The organism is Chryseobacterium sp., from assembly GCF_008014695.1.
GTDB lineage: Bacteria > Bacteroidota > Bacteroidia > Flavobacteriales > Weeksellaceae > Kaistella.
Genome location: NZ_VOXE01000001.1, coordinates 157,465 through 182,009, shown reverse-complemented (window position 1 = coordinate 182,009; position 24,545 = coordinate 157,465). Strand labels below are relative to the sequence as shown.

At 42.3% G+C, this 24,545-nt stretch carries 20 protein-coding genes and 2 tRNA genes; 8 read left to right on the top strand and 14 right to left on the bottom strand.

Annotated features, from left to right (window positions below; all coding sequences use genetic code 11):
• Positions 1–45: 45 nt before the first annotated feature.
• Positions 46–822: a glycosyltransferase family 32 protein gene (locus FUA25_RS00850; RefSeq protein WP_147755008.1), complete on the bottom strand. Its 777-nt coding sequence runs from the start codon at positions 820–822 to the stop codon at positions 46–48.
• 132 nt (positions 823–954) lie between these two features.
• Between FUA25_RS00850 and FUA25_RS00845 the strand changes: the two genes are divergently transcribed.
• Both FUA25_RS00845 and FUA25_RS00840 read left to right on the top strand, forming a co-directional pair.
• Positions 955–2,280 carry an alpha-amylase family glycosyl hydrolase gene (locus tag FUA25_RS00845; RefSeq protein WP_147755007.1) on the top strand — a complete coding sequence of 442 codons (1,326 nt, stop codon included), beginning with the start codon at positions 955–957 and terminating at the stop codon, positions 2,278–2,280.
• Positions 2,281–2,339: 59 nt separating this feature from the next.
• Entirely contained in the window at positions 2,340–3,803 is a 1,464-nt protein-coding gene (locus FUA25_RS00840; protein WP_147755006.1) for an FAD-dependent oxidoreductase, read from the top strand.
• Positions 3,804–3,855: 52 nt separating this feature from the next.
• Here FUA25_RS00840 and FUA25_RS00835 read toward each other — a convergent pair whose 3' ends face one another.
• The 5 genes from FUA25_RS00835 to FUA25_RS00815 all read right to left on the bottom strand — a co-directional run bounded on the left by FUA25_RS00835 (position 3,856) and on the right by FUA25_RS00815 (position 8,338).
• Positions 3,856–4,302 carry a KTSC domain-containing protein gene (locus tag FUA25_RS00835; protein WP_147755005.1) on the bottom strand — a complete coding sequence of 149 codons (447 nt, stop codon included), beginning with the start codon at positions 4,300–4,302 and terminating at the stop codon, positions 3,856–3,858.
• A gap of 188 nt (positions 4,303–4,490) precedes the next feature.
• Positions 4,491–5,762, bottom strand: coding sequence for an alpha-amylase family glycosyl hydrolase (locus tag FUA25_RS00830; RefSeq protein ID WP_147755004.1), 1,272 nt, complete (start codon positions 5,760–5,762; stop codon positions 4,491–4,493).
• Positions 5,763–5,896: 134 nt separating this feature from the next.
• Positions 5,897–6,487, bottom strand: coding sequence for an IS1096 element passenger TnpR family protein (locus FUA25_RS00825; RefSeq protein ID WP_147755003.1), 591 nt, complete (start codon positions 6,485–6,487; stop codon positions 5,897–5,899).
• A gap of 126 nt (positions 6,488–6,613) precedes the next feature.
• Positions 6,614–7,651, bottom strand: coding sequence for a sensor histidine kinase (locus tag FUA25_RS00820; RefSeq protein WP_147755002.1), 1,038 nt, complete (start codon positions 7,649–7,651; stop codon positions 6,614–6,616).
• 9 nt (positions 7,652–7,660) lie between these two features.
• The gene (locus tag FUA25_RS00815; protein WP_147755001.1) at positions 7,661–8,338 is read right to left on the bottom strand and encodes a response regulator transcription factor; all 678 of its coding nucleotides are present in this window, start codon (positions 8,336–8,338) and stop codon (positions 7,661–7,663) included.
• A 189-nt stretch (positions 8,339–8,527) separates the two neighbouring features.
• Between FUA25_RS00815 and FUA25_RS00810 the strand changes: the two genes are divergently transcribed.
• The 3 genes from FUA25_RS00810 (at position 8,528) to FUA25_RS00800 (ending at position 12,924) form a co-directional block, all read left to right on the top strand.
• The gene (locus FUA25_RS00810; protein WP_147755000.1) at positions 8,528–11,086 is read left to right on the top strand and encodes a TonB-dependent receptor domain-containing protein; all 2,559 of its coding nucleotides are present in this window, start codon (positions 8,528–8,530) and stop codon (positions 11,084–11,086) included.
• A gap of 32 nt (positions 11,087–11,118) precedes the next feature.
• Positions 11,119–12,297: a hypothetical protein gene (locus tag FUA25_RS00805; protein ID WP_147754999.1), complete on the top strand. Its 1,179-nt coding sequence runs from the start codon at positions 11,119–11,121 to the stop codon at positions 12,295–12,297.
• A gap of 237 nt (positions 12,298–12,534) precedes the next feature.
• The gene (locus FUA25_RS00800; RefSeq protein WP_147754998.1) at positions 12,535–12,924 is read left to right on the top strand and encodes a hypothetical protein; all 390 of its coding nucleotides are present in this window, start codon (positions 12,535–12,537) and stop codon (positions 12,922–12,924) included.
• A 50-nt stretch (positions 12,925–12,974) separates the two neighbouring features.
• Here FUA25_RS00800 and hemL read toward each other — a convergent pair whose 3' ends face one another.
• From hemL to FUA25_RS00775, 5 genes are all read right to left on the bottom strand, one after another.
• Positions 12,975–14,264 carry a glutamate-1-semialdehyde 2,1-aminomutase gene (gene hemL / locus FUA25_RS00795; RefSeq protein WP_147754997.1) on the bottom strand — a complete coding sequence of 430 codons (1,290 nt, stop codon included), beginning with the start codon at positions 14,262–14,264 and terminating at the stop codon, positions 12,975–12,977.
• Positions 14,265–14,326: 62 nt separating this feature from the next.
• Entirely contained in the window at positions 14,327–15,376 is a 1,050-nt protein-coding gene (locus FUA25_RS00790; RefSeq protein ID WP_147754996.1) for a glucosaminidase domain-containing protein, read from the bottom strand.
• 13 nt (positions 15,377–15,389) lie between these two features.
• Positions 15,390–16,304, bottom strand: a complete 915-nt coding sequence (locus tag FUA25_RS00785) for a 1-aminocyclopropane-1-carboxylate deaminase/D-cysteine desulfhydrase (protein ID WP_147754995.1) — start codon at positions 16,302–16,304, stop codon at positions 15,390–15,392.
• A 194-nt stretch (positions 16,305–16,498) separates the two neighbouring features.
• A tRNA-Met gene (locus FUA25_RS00780) sits at positions 16,499–16,571 on the bottom strand.
• A 140-nt stretch (positions 16,572–16,711) separates the two neighbouring features.
• Positions 16,712–16,784, bottom strand: a tRNA-Met gene (locus FUA25_RS00775).
• An 88-nt stretch (positions 16,785–16,872) separates the two neighbouring features.
• Here FUA25_RS00775 and FUA25_RS00770 point away from each other — a divergent pair.
• Genes FUA25_RS00770 through prmC form a run of 3 tightly spaced genes read left to right on the top strand, consistent with a single transcriptional unit; the run spans position 16,873 to position 19,132 of the window.
• Entirely contained in the window at positions 16,873–17,484 is a 612-nt protein-coding gene (locus FUA25_RS00770) for an L-threonylcarbamoyladenylate synthase (protein WP_147754994.1), read from the top strand.
• Positions 17,485–17,504: 20 nt separating this feature from the next.
• The gene (yaaA, locus tag FUA25_RS00765; protein ID WP_147754993.1) at positions 17,505–18,263 is read left to right on the top strand and encodes a peroxide stress protein YaaA; all 759 of its coding nucleotides are present in this window, start codon (positions 17,505–17,507) and stop codon (positions 18,261–18,263) included.
• The gene (gene prmC / locus FUA25_RS00760; RefSeq protein WP_147754992.1) at positions 18,263–19,132 is read left to right on the top strand and encodes a peptide chain release factor N(5)-glutamine methyltransferase; all 870 of its coding nucleotides are present in this window, start codon (positions 18,263–18,265) and stop codon (positions 19,130–19,132) included. The genes yaaA and prmC overlap by 1 nt, the downstream gene beginning before the upstream one ends.
• A gap of 31 nt (positions 19,133–19,163) precedes the next feature.
• On the opposite strand, the gene FUA25_RS00755 is transcribed toward prmC, so the two are convergent.
• The 3 genes from FUA25_RS00755 to FUA25_RS00745 form a co-directional block, all read right to left on the bottom strand.
• Positions 19,164–19,820 carry a rhomboid family intramembrane serine protease gene (locus FUA25_RS00755; RefSeq protein WP_147754991.1) on the bottom strand — a complete coding sequence of 219 codons (657 nt, stop codon included), beginning with the start codon at positions 19,818–19,820 and terminating at the stop codon, positions 19,164–19,166.
• 95 nt (positions 19,821–19,915) lie between these two features.
• Positions 19,916–22,519 carry a DNA gyrase/topoisomerase IV subunit A gene (locus tag FUA25_RS00750; protein ID WP_147754990.1) on the bottom strand — a complete coding sequence of 868 codons (2,604 nt, stop codon included), beginning with the start codon at positions 22,517–22,519 and terminating at the stop codon, positions 19,916–19,918.
• A 71-nt stretch (positions 22,520–22,590) separates the two neighbouring features.
• The gene (locus FUA25_RS00745; RefSeq protein ID WP_147754989.1) at positions 22,591–24,471 is read right to left on the bottom strand and encodes a DNA topoisomerase IV subunit B; all 1,881 of its coding nucleotides are present in this window, start codon (positions 24,469–24,471) and stop codon (positions 22,591–22,593) included.
• Between the last annotated feature and the right edge of the window lie 74 nt (positions 24,472–24,545).

The window sequence follows — 24,545 nt, the reverse complement described above, 5'->3', positions numbered from 1 at the left end:
TAATGATATCAACAGCCTTAAATCCGAACATTTCAAGGCTGTTTTTTATTTATATAATTCCAAATACTCCCTAATCTTTTCCTTCGGAATTAAATCCAACACCGCTTTCACCTCAATTATTCTATGTTCGTTGATAATGCTTTCAACAGCTTTTGCGGCATCGGGATAATTCACGAGACGCTCCAAAAGACCATAAACGTTAACCATTTTTTTGTGCGTATTTTCGGCATCGCCGCCAAACCAGGATCCGTTGAAATGGTGGCTCACATAATTTTTGGGTAAATCCTGAGAGAAATAGACTGACGGATAGAGCGTAACGCCGTGTTTGAGTTCCTGAACCGTATCACTGTAGCGGTCGGCGCCATATTCCTTTTCGAGCATTTCTGAAAAAATATCGGTATTGATGCGCTCCACAAAACCATCCTGACGGTTGTAATATTCCATAAAATCCTTTGACAGCTGGTGTTCAGGCTCAGCCATCCAGAACGCCGAGTACGGAACGCCTTTCACCTCGAAACCGCAAACCGCCTTTTCGTTCAGGAATTCATCCAGCGGAAGTTTCAGTTCCATGTCCGTGTCCATGTAGATTCCGCCGTGTTCGTACATGACCTTGGAACGTACATAATCGGAAACAAAAGCCCATTTTTCCTGGGCGAAAGCTTCTTTCACATAATTGTTATCTTCGATCGGAGAATTGCTTTCGTTCCATTCCACGATTTCAAAATCGGGATGAATATGCTTCCAGGAAGCGATGCAGTGTTCTGCGAGTTCGTTTTTTGGCTGTCCGCCAAACCAGCAGTAATGGATTTTTTTTGGAATCATCGGGAATTTTGAATTTTAAATTTAAACAGTTGAAAGACCTTCAGCAAAGATTGCACCTAAATTCATCAGCCTCCAAATGAATGGGGTTTATGAATTAAATGGTACTTTTAATCCTTCAATTTTTAAGTAATAATGACAGCGCAACCTGACGACCGATACGAACCGAAAAAATATGTTGAGATCCAGCATCCTGATTGGGTAAAGAACGCCACCCTTTACGAACTTAATGTGCGGCAGTTTTCGGAGGGAGGCACCTTCAAAGCCGTGGAACAACAGCTGCCGCGGCTGAAGAAAATGGGCATCGACATCATCTGGCTTATGCCGGTGCATCCCATCGGAATCCTCAACCGGAAAGGAAGTCTTGGAAGTTATTATTCCGTGAAAGATTTTTTGGGGATTAATCCCGAATTTGGTACGGAAGAAGATTTCCGCGATCTTGTTGATGCCATCCACGAAAACGGAATGTACGTGATTCTGGATTGGGTGGCGAACCACAGCAGTTGGGACAATGCATTGGTGAGGGATCATCCGGAATGGTATATGAGATCGAGAGGCGGTACATTTCAGTCGACACCATGGCGCGATTACGACGACATCATCGATTTTAATTACAGCAGACCCGAACTCAGGAAATACATGACCGAAGCCTTGAAATTCTGGGTCAGAGAATATGGTATCGACGGTTACCGCTGCGATGTTGCGAGTTTCGTGCCCATCGATTTCTGGGAAAACGCCAGAGCCGAACTCGAGGAAATCAAACCGGTGTTTATGCTCGCCGAAGCCGAAGACAAGGAACTTCACCGAAAAGCCTTTGATGCCACTTACAACTGGACGTTATGGAATATTCTTCACCAGATTGCGCTGAACAACGCCACTGTAAAAACCCTCAGCGAAGCGTATATCGCCGAACATATTTCAATTTTCCCGAAGGAAGGCATCCGCATGAATTTTATTGATAATCACGACAAAAACTCCTGGGAAGGCAACCAGTACACCAATTTCGGGCCTGCGCTGAAAGCGGCGACGGTTTTTACCGTGATGATGGACGGAATGCCTTTGGTTTATAATGGTCAGGAAGCCGGCCTCGACCGCTCTTTACAATTTTTTGAAAAAGATTGTATTGAATGGAAGGAACACGAAAATGAGGCGTTTTACACCACCCTTTTTGCGCTGAAACATAAAAACCAGGCACTCTGGAACGGAAGCCGGGGCGGCGAAATGATCAGGATGATGAACGATAGAATGGATCAGGTCATTTCCTTTGTGCGGGAGAAGAACGGAGACAAGGTTCTGGCAATCTTCAATTTAAGTATGGAAAAAGTACAGGTTAGTTTTGACACGTCATTTGACGTAGGACGGTATACGAACCTGTTTACCGGGAAATTACAGGAGGTTTCTAAAAAATTGGAACTTATCATGGAGCCGTGGGATTGTGTCGTGCTGCATAATTCATATTAAGAAAATTTTGAATGAATTAAAGATTTTTCAATTTACATTATTGGTAGACCTCAAAGAATATGAAGAAAGTGATAAACATGGAAAATGAAATGGCTTGCTGGACCGTCTGCCCGGAATGTTTGGGACGCGGCAAAAAAAAGCGCAGAATCCGGAAAAGTGTGCGGCTCCGTTACCAAAAAGAGCTCGAAGCATTTGAAAAATCAGACCGAAAAGGAAAAACACCGGTCCATCCCATTCCTCACCTCTATTCCTGTCCGGACTGTTGTGGCTCCGGTCTTATCCGTTCGGAAAATTATCCTGTTCCCGATCATGAAAATTTACCTCATGTCGCAATTATAGGCGCTGGAATCGGCGGTGTGGCACTGGCTGTAGCCTGCAAGCACCGCGGAATTCCGTTTACCATTTACGAACGCGACAGCAGTTTCGATTCTCGGTCTCAGGGATACGGACTCACACTACAGCAGGCCAGTAAAGCGATTGAGGGATTCGGGATCTTTAATTTGGAAAAAGGTGTCGTTTCAACAAGACATCTGGTTCATACGCCGGACGGGAAAGTGGTCGGCGAATGGGGCATGCGGAAATGGCTCGAAACCGGCACCAAAAAAACGCAGTCGCGGACCAACGTGCATATCGCAAGACAGGCGCTGCGCGCGGAACTCCTGGAACAGCTTGGCGGAAACGAAATCATCCAATGGGGACATCAATTTACAGGTTTTAAAGAATCTGAATACGGAAGTATTGATCTCCGCTTTCAGGAAAACGGAAAAATAAAAACCGCCAAAGCGGATTTGGTCGTCGGTGCCGACGGAATCCGAAGTGCCGTGCGCAGTATTTTGATCGGCGAAGAAATCTCTCCGCTGCGTTATCTCGACTGTATGGTGATTTTAGGAATCTGTCCGCTAATTGCGCTTGAAAATATTGAAAGTTCTCTGCTGGATTCGGCGACGGTATTTCAGACGGCAAATGGCAACGAAAGAATATATATGATGCCTTATGATAATTACTCCGTCATGTGGCAACTCAGTTTTCCGATGACTGAAGACGAAGCAAAAGCTTTGAGTGTTAACGGCTCTAAAGCTCTAAAGGAAGAAGCGCGACTCAGAACACAGTGGCACGATCCGATTCCGCAGATTTTAGCGGCAACTCCCGAAAATCTGATTTCCGGATATCCGGTCTATGACAGGGCTTTGCTTGAGCCAGAATTTTTGGAAAAAGCAGGACCCGTAACGCTGATCGGCGATGCAGCCCACCCGATGAGTCCGTTCAAAGGCCAGGGTGCCAATCAGGCGCTTTTGGATGCGCTTTCGCTGGCGCGGGAAATTTATGGAAACTGCAGAACTCCTCAATGGCGGGAAAAAGGACTCCGAAAAAGCGTCTTGGCCACGTTTGAAACCGAAATGCTGGAACGCAGTGCCTCAAAAGTGGAAGATTCCGCCGCCGCTGCACAGTTTCTTCATTCTGAAATCGCTTTGTACGAAGGCGATGAACCACGGGGAAGAGTTTTGAAGAGGAAAAATAAATAAATTTCTACATTCCAAATCACTCGTAATTATTTGAAAATAACTGAGCAAAAAATTAATCCACCATTGCCTCGCCCGATTTTCTGTAAATGAAACTTCCGTAAATGTGTCTTCTGGCAAAACGGCTTGGTGAATCGGCGTTCACCATTTTAATATAGGTATTTCTCGGAACTCCAATGTACTCATACATTTTACCGTTGAAATGCTGAACTTTCAGAATCTGTTTTTCATAATGAAAATCCTGAATAATCGATTTTGAGATCGTTTCGGTGTATTCTTCTTTATATTTTTCCTGAGTTTCAGGATTAATGCTCACCAGAAAATGGTAGGCTTCGATCACCGATTTGCTTTTTTCTTCCGCTTCCAATTTGGCTTCTTCGTCATTCACAAATTTATCAGGATGCGCATCTTTCATCGTATTTCTGTAAATTGTTTTCAAGTCTTTTAAAGTAGCAGTTTTATCAACCCCAAGAAGTTTCCGGTGTTCGCCAATTCTTTTCATAAATGCAATATTTTGTGATTCTAAAAGGTCATCTGCAGTCGCCGTGTTGTTGTAATGTTCTTTTGGCGATTTTATCTGACTCTTTTCGGGGTGCAAAATTAGGTAATTTTATTTTAATGGTGCCAGAATCCTATTTCTTCGGAGTTGCTCATGCATCAATGATAACATCCACCATTAATTTTAACAGTCTATTTTTCAAAAACCTCATAATTACCCGCTTCCATCACAAAACTTTTATCCGAGGTAAAATCCCTAAAAGTTTTTTCAAAGACATTTTTATAACTTCCGGTGATCAGATCATCCACAATTGAAAAATCAACGGCTTCCACAGACATATTCAGTATGGTTATGACCTCGTCTTCCCCATTTTTGCGGAGATAGGCCAGAATTTTATCATCGGCTGACGTTTTCAGCAGAAGGGTCTGTACTTCAGGATCACCGCCGCGCACCGCAGAACTGCTGGATTTTAGCGTCAGTAAAGTTTTATAAAAATCATGCAGCTCATAAGTTCCCGTCCACGGAATCGGATCCTTTTCAAAAAACTCCAGACGTTTGATGGTCAAAGGCAGTTCCTGACCGCTGTAGATAAGCGGAACGCCGTTCCAGGTCGCAGAAAAAACCGCAAGCGGTTTCGCGAGGATCCCGTATTTTTCGTATTCGGTGCCGTTCCAGGTATTTTCGTCGTGATTGGATGTGAACCAGGTGCGCATCGACCTGTCGCCGATAGCAGAATACCGAAGGAGCAGGTCTTTCAGGTCGGCCAGTGATATCTTACCGTCGCAATATTCCTTTGTTTTGTGCATCCAGATCCAGCTGTAACTCGCGTCGAAAATTTCTCCGTGCTCCGGATTATCGAGTTCATCAAATTCACCGAGCCAGAAGAGGGCTGTCCCTTTTTCCACTTCCGGACGGGCCTGTTGCCAGAAATCCGCTTCCACCCAGGCGGCGAGATCGCAACGGAAACCGTCGATACCGGTTTCGCGCACCCAAAATTTCATGGCTTCAATCATGGCCAGCCGCATTTCGGGATTGGAATAATCCAGTTCGATGATGTCATCCATTCCGGAAGCGGTTTTAAAATCATTCGTATCCGGATCTTTCAGGTAAAAATCAGGATTGGACTTGGTCCAGACATGATCCCAACCGGTGTGATTGGCGACCCAGTCGATAATGACTTTAAAGCCCATTTGATGTGCTGTGTTCACCAAATTTCTGAAATCGTCCAACGTCCCGAATTCAGGATTTACGGAAGTATAATCCTGAGCGGCGTATTGACTTCCCAAAGTTCCTTTTCTGTTTTTGAGCGAGATTAGCGTGATGGGCATGAACCACAAGGTTTCCACACCCATTTCTTTCAGGCGTGGCATTTCCTTTTCGAAGGCGATAAATGTCCCTTCGCTCGTGTACTGCCGCAGATTGACTTCGTAAATATTGGTGGAATGTTTCCAGTGGTCGGACATATTCTTTATTTTTTAGGCATTCAGAAAAGATGAAAATTTAAAACGCTAAAATTATGAATTTTACGATGGTAAAAAGCCAATTTTTCCGCTGTTTTCCATAAAAAAACCCCGGAAATTCGGGGTCTTTTCTATTTTTATACTTCTTCAGAATCGTCTTCTTCGAAGAAATCATCTTTGTAGTCATCGTCTTCATCATCATCAAAACTTTCATCGTCATCATCCTCGAAACTGCCGGAAGTGAAACTCTCGTCGAAATTATCAAAATCATCATCCAGCAAAGGAATCACTGAATTTTTGGAATTTTTCTTTCCGCCTGATTTGCTTGGCGCTTTCAAAGGTACTTTCCCGAAACGGAAGACCGTGATCGGATAATTCACTGCCGGTTTTTCATCGATTTCCTCCACCAGTTCGCAGAAAAATTCCCACAGATCCATGAAACCGTACTGAAAGTGCAGTTTATCCCCAACATTTTCAAACGCTTCATTGAGGTACACGTCGGAAGCAATTTCACCGTCGCCATCATCACTCATATCTTCTAATGGAACCGCTTTTACCACTACCCCATCTTCATCCAGAATATTAAAAACCGAAAGATCATCTCCCTGAAGGCTGAAGGCACTTTTTATGCCCAAATGCAGATTCCAGAGTGTCTGTTTCTCTTTGATCTCCACATCGCGGAAGATGTTTTCTTTGGCGTCTAAAATCACCCGTATCTTATAAACCATTTTTTCTTTTTAAATTTTTTTGTGTGAGTTTTGAGATTTATTTCGGGGACAAAGATAAAACAATTGAATATCGGCAAAAAAAAAACACGTATTTTTTTTCGAAAATATTTTTATAAATTCAGCGTCTTAAGCATTGGCTTTTTCGAGAAGAAAACTGAATTTGGTGCCCTCGAGATACACGCTTTCCACTGTAATATTTTCGTGGTGTGCCTCCATGATGTGTTTCACAATGGCCAGTCCCAGACCCGAACCCCCATCTCTGCGGTTCCTGCTTGTTTCCACTCTGTAAAACCTTTCGAAAATGCGGGGCAGAACTTCGGGTTTGATGCCCATTCCGTTATCTTCCACTTCCACCAGGATTTTGTTTTTCAGAACATGAGTGCGCACCTGAATCTGGGCCTGTTCACGGTTCGCGTAATGAATGGCATTTGAAATAAGGTTAATGAGCACCTGAGAAATTTTCTGTTTATCAGCATTGACAAAAATCTGCGGCGAAGAGGCCTGGAGCAGTACCGTTGAATTTTTTTTCTGGGCTTCGAGATCAAGCAGATCAATGATTTCCCTGACTAAATTATTGATATCGAAACGGGTAATATTCAGCGTGATTTCTCCGCTTTCATACTGGTTAATCATATCCAGATCCTTTACAATGGTGAGCAGCCTTTCAACCGATTTATCAATCCGTTCGAGATATTTATCGCGGATTGCAAGATCATCGACTCCGCCATCCATGAGGGTTTCCACGTATCCCTGTATTGAAAAAAGCGGTGTTTTCAGTTCATGGGAAACATTCCCGATGTATTCTTTCCGGTAGGTCTCCATTTCCTTCATCGTATCCATTTCTGTGGCATTTTTCTGGCTGTACTGAGAAACACGCTCGCCGAGTTCCTGAAAATTCAGTTCAGTCTGATTATCGTGGACGAATTCTTCCGGCAGAATAGTGGAAATTCTCCGGATCTGTTTTTTGCCGTAAAAATTAAAAAGATAGTCCAGAATCACATAATTAAGGACAAATATCAGCAGTATGAATAAAGAAAGCGTAAGATAGAAAGTTCCTTTATCGTGAATGATATCCTCTTTGGAATAATCAAAAACCAATGCCACAACCGACATGGCAACGGTAAGAAAAAAAGAAGCGATAAGGGTTAATTTGTGGAACCTCATCCAGCTAAGTTACACAACTAATTTATATCCGATGCCTTTCAGCGTCTGAATGGTATTAATTCCGAGTTTTTCGCGGAGGCGGCGGATGTGGACATCAATTGTTCTCTCCCCAACAATCACATCATTTCCCCATACTTTTTCTAGGATTTCTTCCCTTTTGAAAACTTTATCAGTATTGGAAGCCAGAAGATAGAGCAGATCAAATTCTTTTTTGGGAAGCAGGAAGAGCTGTCCGGTTTTGGAAACCCTGAAATTATCTTTATCGATGATAAGGTCGCCCACTTCGATGTTTTTTGAGTTATCGGAAACCTGAGAAGTAAGCTGCAGAAGGGCATTTACTTTTGATGTGAGCACCTTAGGTTTGATGAGTTTCACGATGTAGTCGTTTGCGCCTGCCTGAAAGCCTGCAAGCTGGGAGAACTCTTCGCTTCTGGCCGAGAGAAACACGATGAGTGTTTTCTGGAGTTCCTTAATCTTCCGTAATTCCTGACAGGTTTCGATGCCGTCTTTTTCGGGCATCATTACATCCAGAAGGATCAGATCCGGAAGAATTTCCTTTGCCTTATCGATCCCTTCTTTTCCGTTATTTGCCGTGAAAACACGGTAACCTTCTTTTTCAAGATTGTAGGAAAGGATTTCGAGAATATCCTGTTCATCATCTATAAGGAGAATTTTTTTCTGACTCATCTGTACGTTTTAACCATTCAAAGTTAATCAATTTTAATATTCGTGCGGCGGTGTTTTGAAAGTTCACACTAAGTTAATATTAGGGGGATTTCTTAATGATTATTTAATCCAATGTTAAAATTCAGTCAATATCTTTTCTGTGCTTTCTCATTTTCTTTGCAGTGAAAAGAAAAAAAAGTAAAAAGAGAAATGAAAATTACGAAACTGAGTATCGCCGTTCTATTTTTAACATCTTCGGCCACCGTATTTTATGGGCAGGAAGTTAATGACACCATTAAGAAAGAAAGTAAAATTGAAGGTGTTGTTATACAGGGAAGTACCAAAAAAGGTGCTGAAAGTAATATTATCAGCATTCAGAAAAAATCTGTAGAGGTCATAGAAAGAGTGGGTGCAGTGCAACTTGAAAAGCAGGGAGTAGGAGACGTATCTGTTGCAGTAACCAAGGCTACAGGTGCACAGAAACAGGAAGGCAGCGGCCAGATTTTTATCCGCGGTCTGGGGGACAGAAACAATTCCACGACGATGAACGGGCTTCCGATTCCATCGAATGATCCTGCTTTCAAAAACATCGATTTAAGTATCATCAAGACTGATATGATTGATTTCGTAGGTCTTGAAAAAGTATATAACCCAAAACTTTGGGGAGATGTTTCGGGCGCGAATGTAGATATTGTTTCTAAAGTGTATACCGGGAAGCCTTACTTTAAAGTAAACCTCGGTTCGTCATTAAATCTGAATGCAGCCAATAAAAACAATTATTTTTTACAGGACGGTCCTAATTATTTCGGATTTAAACAGATTAACAAGCCTAAAAATGCAGCCATTGTAAATCAAGGGTATGCATTTACGACTTCATGGAACAATAAGGAGGTTCTAAACCCAATCAACTCTTCGTTAGGAATTGATTTCGGAACGAATATTAAAATTGGCGACAGTGGTAAGCTGAATATTTTCGGTTATGCTGCTTTCGATAACGATTACAACTATACAGAAGGAATCGCGGGAGGATCTTATGATGCTCAAAGTCAAGCGTTAAGAATTTATGACAATGCCGAGGAATTTGAATATTCAACCAATTCTACCGGGCTATTGAACCTGAACTATAGAATCAATTCAAAAAACACGGTAAACTTCAACACCAACTACATCCATACAACAGAGCAGAAGCTTGGAAACTATGCCGGTTATGACAGGAATTTCAATGACAGCGATCCCCAACAGAACCAGTATGTGACCCAAATGAGAAGAGCGACCTATAAAACCAACGATCTCATCATTAACCAGCTTCGTGGGGAGCACCAGCTTACCGAACCTTTAAAAATATTTTGGAATGTTGGATACAATAGACTGGACAGCCGCAGACCAGACCGTCAGCAAAATGTTTCTGTTTATGACAAATTAAACAATTTAAGCACTTTCGCAAGCAGTAATCCGGGAGCTAATCACCGCTATTTTGATCAATTGGTAGAGGATGATTATGTGGGTGATGTTCATGCCGACTATCAGCTTAGCGAAAAAGCAAAATTTACAGTAGGCTATAACGGCCGTTTCAAAAACAGCGATTTCCGGGCGACCCAATATAACTTCAGAATCCTTGCGCCACAGGGAAGCTACTTTCTCGACTCAAATAATTATGACGGATTCTTTAATCCGGGGAATTATCAGACGGGAGCGTATTTCAGTATTGTAACCTTCAGAGGAGATGTGAAATACAATCCAGAAAATTCTTTGATCCCGCAGTTTTACCAGTCCAAATTGGTCAACAACGCAGGTTATCTGAATTTTGATTATAAGTTTAGTGAGAAATTTACCGCACAGCTGGGTGTGAGATATGATCAGCTTGACCAAAAAATTGACTATAACACCGCCATTTTTTCTAACGGAGGCAGCATCAATAAAAATTATTCCAAAATATTACCGGCGTTGAACTTAAAATACAGTATTAATGATACCCATAACTTAAGATTCTCGGCCTCTAAAACTTATACTACCCCGCTTCTGCTTGAAACAGCTCCATACGAATATGAAGACATTGATGAGTTAAGCTATGGAAATATTGACATCTACCCTTCTGATAATTATAATGCAGACCTGAAATGGGAATGGTTCCCTAAAAGAGGTGAAGTGATTTCTGTTACTGCTTTCGGAAAATACATCCAGAACCCAATTTCAAGAGTCGTAGTAGCTTCTTCTGCCAACAGTTCGTCTTTTGTAAATGTAGGCGATACCGGGAAAATTTTTGGTGCTGAAATGGAAATCAGAAAAGATCTTTATACTTCAGGAAACTCAAAATTCTACGCGTTCGTAAATGCCACTTATCTGAATACAAAGCAGGATCTGGATACGCAAAAAGTTCAGGATGAAAATACAACAGTTTCTGTAAATTTCCTTAAAAACAGCGATAAAATGCAAGGTGCATCCGATTTTCTTGGCAATGCAAATCTAGGTTGGGAACAGAAATGGGGCAACAATAATTCGATGGATTTTGTGGTGTCTTATTCCCATATCGCTGATAATATTTATGCACTTGGATTTGAAAACCGAGGAAATCTTGTAGACAAAGCCATCAATACCTTGGATGCGGTTGCAAGATTTAAACTCGCAAACGGGATAGGATTTTCATTGAGCGGTAAAAACCTTTTAGATCCTGAATTTAAACGGGTACAGGATAATACAAACGGCGAATTAACGATAAGGGAATACAAAAAGGGAATCAACCTGGGTGCAGGAGTTTCTTATGAATTTTAATAAAACACAATCTAAATACAATAAAAATTATTATGAAAAAGAACCAATTTAAAGTTTTAGCAGCAGCTTTGTTTATCTCTTCTGCTTTTACAATTCAGTCTTGTAACAACGGGGATGATCCAATCCCACAGCCAACCCCAATAGGGATTGCTAATAATCCCAATGATTTCAAAGGGGAAGTAAAATCCGGTGAAACCGTAACCCTGGATGCAACTAAGGTGTATAAATTAACGGGTGCTGTAGCAGTAAGAAATGGCGGAAAACTGGTAATTCCTGCAGGCACCAGATTTGAAGCAACCGGCGGTACTTCTTCTTACATTACCATCGAACAGGGCGGACAAATTTTCGCGAATGGAACAGCATCAAGTCCAATTGTATTTACAAGCCCTACTGCAACTCCCGGCTCATGGGGCGGTCTTGTAATCTGCGGTAAAGCACCAATGAACAAAGGAGTCACTGCAACTGCTGAAGTTGGGAACGCTCAATATGGCGGAACTGATGCAAACGATAATTCCGGGATCCTTAAACATGTAAGAATTGAATATGCAGGTGCTATTTATACAGCTGACAAAGAATTCAACGGACTTTCGCTTTTTGCGGTAGGAAAAGGAACCACGATTGACTATGTTTCGATGATCAATGGATCTGATGACGGCATCGAATTCTTTGGTGGAACTGTAAATGTTTCCAACATTGTATCGGTAAACAACGAAGATGATGCTTTTGACTGGACAGAAGGATGGAACGGAACAGCCACCAACATCTACGCAAAAAGAATCAATGGTAACCGCGGTATTGAAGCAGATAACAACTCTAACGATCATAACGCTTCGCCACGTTCTAACCCAACCATTAAAAATGCTACTTTCATTGGAGCTACAACAGGAACCGAAACAGACGGAATGAAATTAAGAGTCGGAACTTACGGAATGATGGACAATATCGTTCTTTCCGGCTGGAAAACGGGAATCAACTTCGAAAATGATGCAACAGTCACTTACTTTAACGGTGGTGGGAAAATAACTAATGTGAAGTTTGATAATGTAACAACTGAATCTTCTGCAAAAGGTAATGACCCAGACGGAAGCGGACCATTAAGCGGACCGACAATCCCGGTGCTGACGAACACTTATACTGTAAGTGCTTCTGCCACAGGAGCCGGAAACGGTACTGCGACACCAACATGGGCAACCGGTTGGGCAGGAATTTAATTTTCAAGTTAATTTTTCATATCAAATCTAAACCGTCAGAAACTCTGGCGGTTTTTTTGTTAATATATGGTTAATATTGTAAAATACTATTAAACTGCACTTTATCTATTTTCCATAGCCCAATATTAAATTTTTAGGTTTTAATGTTAATTTAATATGAATTATTTGTTAATTTGATATTAAGTTATTTACTTTGTTATGTTAATTAAAACAATCTAACAATTTAATACAGAAATTATGAAAAATATAGCATTAAGATTCTTCGGAATCGCAGCATTTTTGGCCTTCGGATGTCTAGCCAATACCGTGAAAGCGCAAGAGACTGGCAATACTATTCAGGAAGTACAACTCATTTCAAACGATGATTTTCTGGAACTGAAAAACCTTATCGCCCAAAATTTTGATTTTACAGATCCCGATCTTACCGAAGGGGTAACACAGAGTGTGGTGAAATTCGAAATCTCACAATCAGGAAGACTGAAAAACATTCATGCTGATGGAAACTGCAAATATGTAAGCAAAAATCTTGAAAACGCAATGAACGGGCTGCAGTATAAGTTCAAAGCTAATAAAAAACGCCCTTTCACCTATGTAATGCCGGTTGAAGTATCAATAGCATCGCGTTGATGATTGAGCAAATTCAAAAAAAAAGCTGGCCCTAGATAGGGCCAGCTTTTTTATAAATTGGAGTATTCAAACTTTCTCAATACCTCCAGGGTTTTTTCTAATTCCGTCTGTTTAATCGCATCTGATATAAACCAGGTTTCATAACCGCTCGGTGGCAGATAGATTCCGTTTTTCAGGAGCTGGTGGAAGAAATTGTTGAATAAAGAATGGTTCGCCTCCGCGGCTTCATCAAAATTGGAAACAGAACTGATATGGAAAAACACACTCATCATCGAGCCCTTTCTGTTGATGACATGCTGAATGTTTTTCTCATTCAGGATTTTCCCGATTCCAAAATCCAGCGTTTCTGCCGTTTTATTGATATTCTGATAGAAGTTTGCATCGTTTTTAATCAGCTGCAAAGTGGTGAGTCCGGCACGCATCGCAAGCGGATTCCCGCTTAAAGTTCCCGCCTGATATACCGCACCTTTCGGCGCCAGATGATCCATGATTTCATTCCTTCCGGCAAAAGCTCCGACAGGAAGTCCGCCGCCGATGACTTTTCCGAAAGTCACCAGATCCGCTTTTACACCGTAAACTTCCTGAGCACCACCAAAAGCGAGACGGAAGCCCGTCATTACCTCATCAAAAATAAGGAGTGCACCGTTTTCATCACAGAGTTTTCTCAGTTTTTGAAGAAAATCATTCTGTGGCAGCACGCAGCCCATATTTCCTGCAACAGGTTCAATGATGATCGCTGCAATTTCGCCCTGATTATGCCTGAAAAGATCTTCCACCTGCTCCACATCGTTATAACGCGCCAGTAAAGTATCTTTCGCCGTTCCGGCAGTTACTCCCGGAGAATTGGGATTTCCGAATGTCGCGGCCCCGCTTCCGGCCTTTATTAAAAACGAGTCGGAATGACCGTGATAACAGCCTTCGAACTTAATGATTTTATCTCTTTGAGTATACCCTCTCGCCAGACGGATTGCGCTCATGCACGCTTCCGTTCCTGAGGAAACCATTCTGATCTGATCGATGTTCGGAACATTTTCTACAATGAATTTAGCAATTTCTGTTTCCAACTCGGTGGGTGTTCCGTAGGAAAAACCGTTTTCCGCCTGTTTTTTAATGGCTTCCAGAACTTCAGGATGCGTATGGCCTAGGATTGCAGGCCCCCAGGAATTGATGTAGTCGATGTACGTATTGTCATCAACATCCTTCATATAGGCCCCTTTCGCCGATTTCATAAAAACCGGAACTCCGCCCACGGATTTGAACACACGGACGGGAGAATTTACTCCACCCGGAATATACCGGTACGCTTCATCAAAAAGTGCTGAACTTCTTTCGTATTTCATTTCAGTAAAATATTTAAGCCGGAACGCGCCCAAGGGCGCGTTCCGGCTTCGTTATTAAAAAATTAATTTCTTGGTTTTCTGTCCTGAAGGTAGATCAGCTGCCCCACAGTGGGAACTTCTCCTTCATTCATCCTGTTTTTTGCATACAGTTTGGTGAGTTTCACGGCGAATTTCTGGGAGATCAGGTGCATATCATCACCCACTTCCGTTTTATAAGTCGCCACACTGCCATCGCTGTTTTTGGATTCCAGAAAAATGATGTCGTTCTTTTTAACCTTATCATCGTCCAGTTCATTCCATTTCATGATTTTGTTTTCGGAAATGCCGAATTTATTGGCAATAAACTTCAGGTTCGTGTCTTCAGGAACAATTATGAACTTCAGACCTCCGTTCGGATGGTTTTTCACGAGTACAGCATTAAGGATTTCGCCTTTGGATTTGATTCTTTCCACCGTTTTCTGCTGCTCTGCGTAGGAAGTCTGTTTGTATGGAACTTTAATAGTCTTCGGTTCCGCTTTCATTTTACTCTGATCCAGCTGCGCCATAAAAATCCGGTCGCCGTTGAGTTCCGGGAACATTTTCAGTACCGCGTACAAAACCGATTTGGAGTCGGTGCGGTCGAATTCATACAGTTTATATTTTTCGATTTTATCCAAAAGAATATAGGCATACCGGGGATTTGTCGCATAACCGGCTTTCTTAAGTCCGTGCGCCCAACCGTTATAGTCTTTAGGATCCAGTTTAAAGAGATTGACGTAATATTTCCGTTCTGCCAGAAATTTTGAATGGTCTTCATAGCTCTGCTTCGGATCATCATACACCCGGAAACATTCATTCGGAGCATCATCGGAATGTTTCATTGTTTTTCCGGTCCAGTCTTCCTTGCATTTAATGCCGAAGTGGTTTTTGCCTTCCTGAGCGAGACGGCTCTGTCCGCCGCCGGTTTCCAGAAGTCCCTGTGCTAAAGTGATTGAGGCCGGAATCTTATATTTTTCCATTTCCTCCACCGCGTAAGGGGCAAACTTCTGAATGTACTGCTGTTCCGTGGACCAGGTCTGTGCCTGAAATTTTGATAAAATAATCAATGCAAAAGCAAGAAATATTTTTTTCATTATCGGTTGTTTTTCAACTTCTTATTTGGTTAATGAACGCTCTGTTCTGTTTTTGCAGCATTTGGTTGGCGCCTTCAATTCCCTGTAATCCACCGGTGTGGAAGGCTAAAATACTGCTTCCTTCCGGAAAATACTCCGTTTCAATCAGTTCAAAAATCCGCTTCATCATTTTTCCGGTATAAACCGGATCGAGTTGAACACTATATTTTTCTGAAAAGCTATTGATAAAACGCACATTTTCGTCGGTTATTTTGCCATAGCTTCCGTCATGAGCTTCAATTAGCACTGAATTGCGTCTTCCTGAAAGCTCAAAGACCTTCTGCCTCAGCGATTCATCATCCACCACCTTAAATCCCAAAACCTGCTGGTTTCTTTCTGCAAACTTCGAAATTCCGGCAACGGTTCCGCCTGTTCCTACTGCAGTGCAAAGATAATCAAAACTTTTTGTTTCGTTATTCAGCATATGCTGGATGCCTTTCACAGCGAGTGTATTGGTTCCGCCTTCGGGAATTATTAAGGCGTCAGGAAATTCATTTTCCAATGTCCAGTTTAACGTTTCTTTGTCTCGGTATTCTTCCCGTGTGACGAAGCGGAAATCCATTCCCTTTTCATGAGCAAACTGCAGTGTTGGATTTTCCTGCCATTTTTGCTGAAGTTCATCTCCACGAATGATGCCTAAAGTCTGTATTCCCAAACCTTTCCCTAGGGCAGAAACTGAAGCTATATGATTCGAAAAAGCGCCACCAAAAGTAATTATAAGAGGCTTTTTCGGACGCTGTTGAAGATAATGATTGATATTGTAAAAGAGTTTCCAATATTTATTCCCGGAAATTTCAGGATGGATCAGGTCCTCCCTCTTTATATAGAGGCGGATGTTCCCATCCAAGTGAATTTCGGTAATCGGGATTAAAGTGTCTGGAATTTCCATGGTACAAATTTCCTGAAAATATTTTTAATGAGAATGGTGAAATTTTACATGTCCATTAGATAAAACTTTAAAACAAATGGAATTATTAAATAGGAAGAAACCGTAAAAACAGATAATTTATAGCTTTATTATCCACTCACAGAATATTTTACACAAAAAAAAAGAGAACCACTATTGTGATTCTCTTCGTTTAGTAGCGGAGACACGACTCGAACGTGCGACCTCCGGGTTATGAGCCCGACGAGCTACCTACTGCTCTACCCCGCGCTATTGTGTTGCAAATATACAACATTTCTTCAGAAATTAAAAAGAATTGGAGAAGAATTTTTAAATATTTAAAACCTCCTAAGGACTCACAGTTAATAAACACAAAAAAGAGAACCACTATTGTGATTCTCTTCGTTTAGTAGCGGAGACACGACTCGAACGTGCGACCTCCGGGTTATGAGCCCGACGAGCTACCTACTGCTCTACCCCGCGCTATTGTGTTGCAAATATACGATAAACTCAAGAAATTCCAAAAAATCGGATGATTATTTATTCCTGACTTTTTTGCTTAAATTTGTGTATGGCAAAAATCCTTAAAATCTATCCGGAAAATCCGCAGGAAAACCTTATTGATGAGGTGGTAAAAGCTTTAATGTCAGGCAGCCTTATCATCTACCCTTCAGATACGGTGTATGCACTCGGATGTGACATCAACAACCTCAAAGCCATGGAAAAACTGGCCCAGGTTAAGAAAATAAAACTCGAGAAAGCCCAGTTTTCCATTATCTGCAATAATTTAAGCCACCTTTCTGAATTTACCAGACCTATAGAGACGTCAACGTTCCGTTTTTTAAAAAATAAAATTCCGGGGCCTTATACCTTTATCCTCGACGCCAACAAAAACCTTCCGCTGGCGTATAAAAATCACAAAACAGTCGGAATCCGCGTTCCTGCGCACCCCATTCCGCAGCTTATTGTGGAAAAACTGGGGCATCCGATTGCCTCCACTTCCATCAAAGATGATGATGAGGTCATAGAATATTCCACCGATCCGGAACTTATTGCCGAAAAATACGGCCATCTGGTCGATTATGTCATCGATTCAGGATTCGGGGACAATGTAGCGTCCACTATTTTGGATCTGACCGGCGGCGAACCTGAAATCATCCGTCAGGGAAAAGGCGAACTTTAATTCTTCAACAACTCTACTGAATGAAAATCATCTCTTCACCGGCAAAGCTCATGAACACGGCCAATTCAACAGAATTATTAAAGCTGACGACCCCGAGATTCATCGAAGATGCTGCGCTCATCCATACCTACTTAAAAGAAAAATCCCCGAAATATCTGGCCGGACTGATGGAACTTTCCCAAAAACTGGCCGATGAAAACTGGGAAAGGAACCAGAACTGGAAACCCAAACCGAAAACCGGCGAGTCGGCTCCGGCGGCATTTGCCTTTACAGGCGAAGTCTACCGCGGTCTCGATATCAAGACCCTCGATAAAAAAGCAATCAATTATCTCCAAAAAAATTACCGCATGCTTTCCGGACTGTACGGACTCCTGAAACCTTCAGACAAAATCATGCTCTACCGTCTGGAAATGGGCAGAAAATTTGAATTTGAGCATTACAGAAACCTCTACGAATTCTGGCGCGAAAAACTTACAGAACAGCTGAACAGCGAGCTTAAAGCGAAAGACATGATCCTGAACCTTGCCAGTTCGGAATATTTTAAGGTTTTTGACCGACAGAAACTGAACGCACCTGTCATTGATTTCGATTTCTTTGAAATGAAGGAAGGAAAACTGAAGACAATCGTTGTGTATACGAAGCACGCGAGAGGAATGATGGTCCGCTACTGTGCCGAAACACAGGCCAAGACCCTGAATGACGTTAAAGCTTTCAATCTCGAAGGGTACCGCATCGACGAAGGTCTTTCCACTAAAACAAAACTGGTTTTTACTCGATAATGACGCTTACAGATCTTAAACAAAAATTTCAAGAGGGTCTTTCAGAACTTTACAACGAATCTGAAAGCCTCGAACTATTCTTTATTTTCGTAGAGAACATTCTGGAAACGAATCGTTTTGAAAGCAGAAACAGCCTTCAGAAGGAACTGGAGTTTCATCAGCAAGAACAATTCAACGAGATCATCACCGAGCTTCAGTCCGGGAAACCGTACCAACAGATCTTAGGCGAAACGGAATTTTACGGCCTTAAGTTTTTTGTGGATGAAAATGTGCTGATTCCACGCCCCGAAACAGAGGAGTTGGTTGAACTGGCAATAAAGAAGAGTCAAGAGTCAAGAGCCAGGAACCAAGAATCTATAACTGAAAATCTACCGTTTAAAATACTCGATATCGGAACCGGAAGCGGCATTATTCCGATTACGCTGCAAAAACATTTTCCGGAAGCGGAGATCACCGCGATTGATTTCTCGGAAAAAGCCCTTAAAACCGCGAAGAAAAATGCAGATTTTCACCAGACTGAAGTTCATTTTATCCTGCAGAATTATCTTACGGAATCACTGAATGATATTTATGATGTGATCATCTCCAACCCTCCTTATATCGGCATCGATGAAGAAAAAGAATTAGAAGACTCAGTAAAGGATTTTGAGCCCAAAATGGCGCTGTTTTCGCCCACCTCCGATGCACTGATCTTCTATAGAAAAATTGCGGAAGACAGCAAAAACCATCTCCAGGATGGAGGAATGATTTTTCTGGAAATCAACCAGAAACTGGGCAAGGAAACACTGGAACTGTTCAGGTCTTTCAAGAGCGCTGAACTCATTCAGGACCTCTCCGGAAACGACCGCTTTATTTTTGCCGTAAAATAAAAAACCTTCAGCAGCCTGAAGGTTTCTATTTTTATCCGATTCTTTTTTTCACAAAAACCATATAGCTCATATACAGCAGCGGAATCGCCATGATCCCAAGATAAAGTGCATTCTGCATCGCTATTTCCGGCTGTAAAGCAACCGCGAAAACCAAACCGAAAAATGCGCCTCCCAAATGCGCGGCATGTCCGATATTGTCATGCTCTTTCGGATTCAGCATCATATAAACCGAATATCCAAAGTATAAAAATCCGAAAATGTATCCTGGAATCGGGATCGGAATAAAGAAAAAGTAAATTCCAAGATCCGGAATCATGGCGATGGAGGCAAACAGAATCCCTGAGACCCCGCCACTCGCCCCGATGGCAGAATACCAAGCCTGATTTTTATAAAGATAAAGGGAAAAAATATTCCCCAAAAGGATGGAGCCAAAATAAACGACAACAAAACCGATTTCACCAAATGCCTGAACCACGATCGGGCCGAAAAAATACAGCGTCATCATGTTGAAAAGTAAATGCATCATATCGGCATGCAGAAAACCGGCAGAAAGCAAACGGATGTATTCCTTTTTCTGAATGATTGCCCCAACACTGAACTTGTACTTTTCAAAAAGTCCGTGATTGCTGAATGCCATAAAACTGATGATGGCCGTTGCGGCTATTATAATGATCAATACTAAACTCATAATTGTTTTTTAAATTTTTAAAATGCCTCTGCGTAATTTTGATGCATTCAAGACAATAGGGGTGAAGCGGCTCTAGGCGCGTTATTGAAGAGTGTTTATTCATCGAAAAGGCTTCCGATGGTTCCTTCATCTGGGAACTCACCGTCGCGAACATCCTCGTCGATGAAACTTATGTGCCCATCTGTAGCTTCCACCACATCAAAACCTTCGTTGATCTCTTCTGTCGGTTCCGGAATCGTGATGTTGATGGTCTTTATTTTACTTTTCGTCAGCTGGTTTCCGATCGCCTTGATCCCTTTGATCGCGATAAATTCGTCGATACTGATGGTTTCGGGATCTTTTTCCTTGCCTTTTTCTTTGGCAAAAACCAGCTCAGCAGTGGAATGATCGGCCACAATTACATTTTCGATAAAGGATGCAGGATGTTCCGACGGCATGAAATTCTGCACATTCGGTGTATTTTCAAGCAGGAATCTTTTGATAAAATAAATGCCTTTTTCACCGTCAAAATAAATGCATGTAATTGGCTGTTCCGGCTTCCATTTCTCGAGAACCAGATAATCATCTTCGAAACGGTTCATCAGGTCGAAGGAAAGCAATTTTGCTTCACCCTGGGAATTGATGGTCAAGATCCGGTCGTCGCCTTTAAAAGTTCCGAGCAGCGTTCCTCTTGCGTCCGCATTCAGTCGGCGAACCGTATCATCAAACCAGATTTTCCTCGGTGCCAAAGTGGAATGGCCTTCTTCCTTCAGATCCACTTTTTTAATCGTGTATTTCGTCACCAGATTTCCTTTGGAATCTCGGCCTTTGATGGCCAGTTCCGAGAAATCGATTTCAATCTTGTTTTTTCGGACCCTCGCGTTTGGTTTCAGCAAAACGGTCACCAGTTCGGCTTCGCCGTTCGGATTGGCGGAAAAATACAGCATTTCTGAACCTTTTTTATCCGAAGCCAGCTTATAATCGGTATTCCGGGTTACGCCTGTTACGGAAAAACGTTTCATATAATACGGACCTTCTCTTCCTTCGCGGTAAATCATGTTGTACACCGTGCGTCGGTCGTTCTTTTTCCAGATGGCGACATGCTCGATATTTTTACCGATAAAGGTTTTGGCCTCCACTTTTACGACTTTCATCGTGCCGTCTTTCTGGAAGGTGATGATATCGTCGATATCGGAACAGTCGAAAAGATACTGGTCTTTTTTCAGGGACGTTCCGATGAAACCTTCTTCGAAGTTGGCGTAGAATTTTTCGTTTGCGACGGCCACTTTGGTCGCATCAATGGTATCAAAAATCCGCAGTTCGGTCTTTCTTTCTTTTCCTTTGCCGTATTTTTTCTGGATATTCAGATAATAATCAATGGCGTAGGTAATTAAGTTCGCCAAATGGTGTTTCACCTGCTCTATTTTACCTTCAAGTGCAAGAAGGTTTTCCTTGAATTTATCGAGGTCGAAACGCGAAATCCTTTTGATCCTGATTTCCGTCAGTCTTAAAATATCCTCTTCGGTAACCGCTCTGAGCAGATTTTTGGTATGCGGTTTCAACCCTTTATCGATGGTGGAAATAACTTCCTCCCAGGTTTTCACTTCCTCGATGTCGTGGTAAATCCGGTTTTCAATAAAAATTCTTTCAAGCGAAGCAAAATGCCAGTTCTCCTGGAGTTCGTGCAGCTCGATTTCGAGTTCCTTTTTTAGCAGGGATACCGTATGTTCGGTATTCTGTCTTAAAATCTCCGAAACGGTAAGGAACATCGGCTTATCGCCGACAATTACACAGGCATTCGGCGATATCGGGATCTCACAGTCGGTGAAAGCGTACAACGCATCGATGGTTTTATCCGAAGACACATCGCTGTTTAAAAAAATATTGATTTCCACCTGATCGGAGGTGTTGTCTTCAATTTTTTTGATCTTGATTTTCCCTTTTTCATTGGCTTTAATGACCGAATCAATCAGGTCGCCGGTATTCCTGCCAAACGGAAGTTCGGTGATGCAGAGCGTGTGTTTGTCTTTCTGAATGATTCTTGCTCTGGTCCGGATTCTCCCGCCCCGTTCGCCATCGTTGTAATTGGAGACATCCAGCATTCCTCCGGTTAAAAAATCAGGGAAAAGCTCAAATTTTTTGCCTTTTAAATGGGCTATTGAAGCATTGATGAGCTCATTAAAATTATGGGGCATAATTTTCGTCGAAAGTCCGACCCCAATTCCTTCCACACCGGAAGCCAAAAGAAGCGGAAACTTTACCGGAAGATCAATCGGTTCATTGTTTCTGCCGTCATAGGATTTTGCCCAGTCTGTTGTCTTTGGGTTGAAGACCACTTCGAGTGCAAAAGGCGTCAGTCTGGCTTCAATATACCTTGCGGCGGCGGCAGAATCGCCGGTGTAAATATTCCCCCAGTTTCCCTGCGTATCGATGAGCAGTTCCTTCTGTCCGATCTGCACCATAGCATCGGTAATGGAAGCGTCACCGTGCGGGTGATATTTCATCGTATTTCCGACAAGATTGGCCACTTTGTTGTAACGGCCGTCTTCCAGTTCCCGCATCGAATGCATGATCCGGCGCTGAACCGGCTTGAATCCGTCGAAAATGGAAGGAATAGCCCTGTCGAGAATGACATAAGATGCATAATCCAGAAACCAGTCCCGGTAAAGACCGGAAACCTTTTTCAGGGATTCTTCGTGGTGATTTTCTTGTTCTTCCATCAACTCTTGCTCTCCGTTTTTTATGTTTTCAAGTTTTTTGGTAAAAAACTTAAGGTCTTTAATTTTAATTTTTATTCTGCTTCGGTCAGGATTTCTTTTTTATTGATGTCAGGATCTTCCACCACCAGATTTTCGAGAATAAAGGTTTGGCGGTCTGGTGTATTCTTGCCCATATAAAATTCCAGAATCTGTTCAATGGTCTGGTCTTTCCCCAAAACTACCGGTTCCAAACGAATGTCTTTCCCGATGAAATGCTTGAATTCATCAGGTGAAATCTCTCCAAGTCCTTTAAACCTTGTGATTTCAGGGTTTTTTCCGAGTTCATTCAGGGCTTTCACCCTTTCCGGTTCCGAATAGCAGTAACGGGTTTCTTTCCTGTTTCTCACGCGGAAAAGCGGCGTCTGAAGGATATAGAGATGTCCGTTCCGGATCAGATCCGGGAAAAACTGAAGGAAAAAGGTAATCATGAGCAGGCGGATGTGCATTCCGTCGACATCAGCATCTGTAGCAATAATCACATGATTGTACCGGAGGTCTTCAAGAGAATCTTCAATATTCAGGGCTGCCTGAAGAAGGTTGAACTCCTCGTTTTCGTACACGACCCTTTTCGTGAGTCCGTAACAGTTCAGCGGTTTTCCTTTCAGAGAAAAAACCGCCTGCGTTTCCACATCGCGCGATTTGGTAATGGATCCTGAGGCCGAATCTCCTTCGGTGATGAAGATCATGGTTTCCGCCTTGCGAAGGGCTTTCTGATCGTTATAGTGATGACGGCAGTCACGGAGTTTTTTATTGTGCAGCGATACTTTTTTTGCCCGTTCGCGCGCCAGTTTCTGGATTCCGGAAAGCTCTTTCCGCTCACGTTCCGAAATTATGATTTTCCGGTGGATGGCTTCCGCAATTTCCTGATTCTGATGCAGGAAATTGTCGAGTTTATTTTTAAGAAAATTGGTAATGAAAGTCCTTACGGTTTCTTTTCCGGGTTCCATTTCGTTGGAACCGAGTTTCGTCTTTGTCTGCGATTCGAAAACCGGTTCAATTACTTTTATCGCGACTGCTGCGATAATGGATTTTCTAATATCTGCTGCTTCAAAATTTTTATTGAAATATTCGCGGATGGTTTTTACATAAGCTTCCCGAAATGCGTTCAGGTGTGTTCCACCCTGAGTCGTATTCTGTCCGTTGACGAAAGAAAAATAGGTTTCCGACTGGGATTTGTCGGAGTGGGTGATCGCCACTTCGATGTCTTCATCCTTTAAGTGAACGATCGGGTAAAGGATTTCGCCTTCAATTTCTTCCTGGAGCAGGTCTTTCAAGCCGTTTTCGGAGAAAAAAGTTTCGCCGTTGAAGATGATTTTGAGACCCGGATTCAGGTAACAGTAGTTTTTGAGCATCTTTTCGATATACTCTTTCCTGAACTTGAAATGGGTAAAAATAGTCCCATCGGGAATAAAGGTAATCTCCGTCCCGTTGCGGTCGGAGGTTTCTGCTTCCTGAAAATCCTGGGTAATGATCCCTTTGGAGAATTCAGCGACTTTAACTTTCCCCTCGCGAATGGATTTCACCCGGAAATATTCGGAAAGCGCATTTACCGCCTTTGATCCTACCCCATTCAGCCCTACCGATTTTTTAAACGCTTTTGAATCGTATTTTCCGCCGGTATTCATCTTGGAAACGGCATCTACGACCTTTCCCAAAGGAATTCCCCGCCCAAAATCGCGGATTGTGGCTTTTCCGTCGTCGATTTTTATTTCGATTCTTTTTCCGGATTTCATCACGAATTCATCGATGGAATTATCGATGATTTCCTTGAGCAAAATGTAAATCCCGTCATCTGCAGAAGAACCGTCGCCGAGTTTTCCGATGTACATTCCGGGACGGATCCTGATATGCTCCTGCCAATCGAGGGTCCTGATATTGTCTTCAGAATAGTTTGACGTGATGTTTTCGCTCATATGTGTCTGCGGATGCTTTTAAATTCAGTAACTCACAAAAATAGCGAAACTAAGTTTATATTTAAAATTTTGTG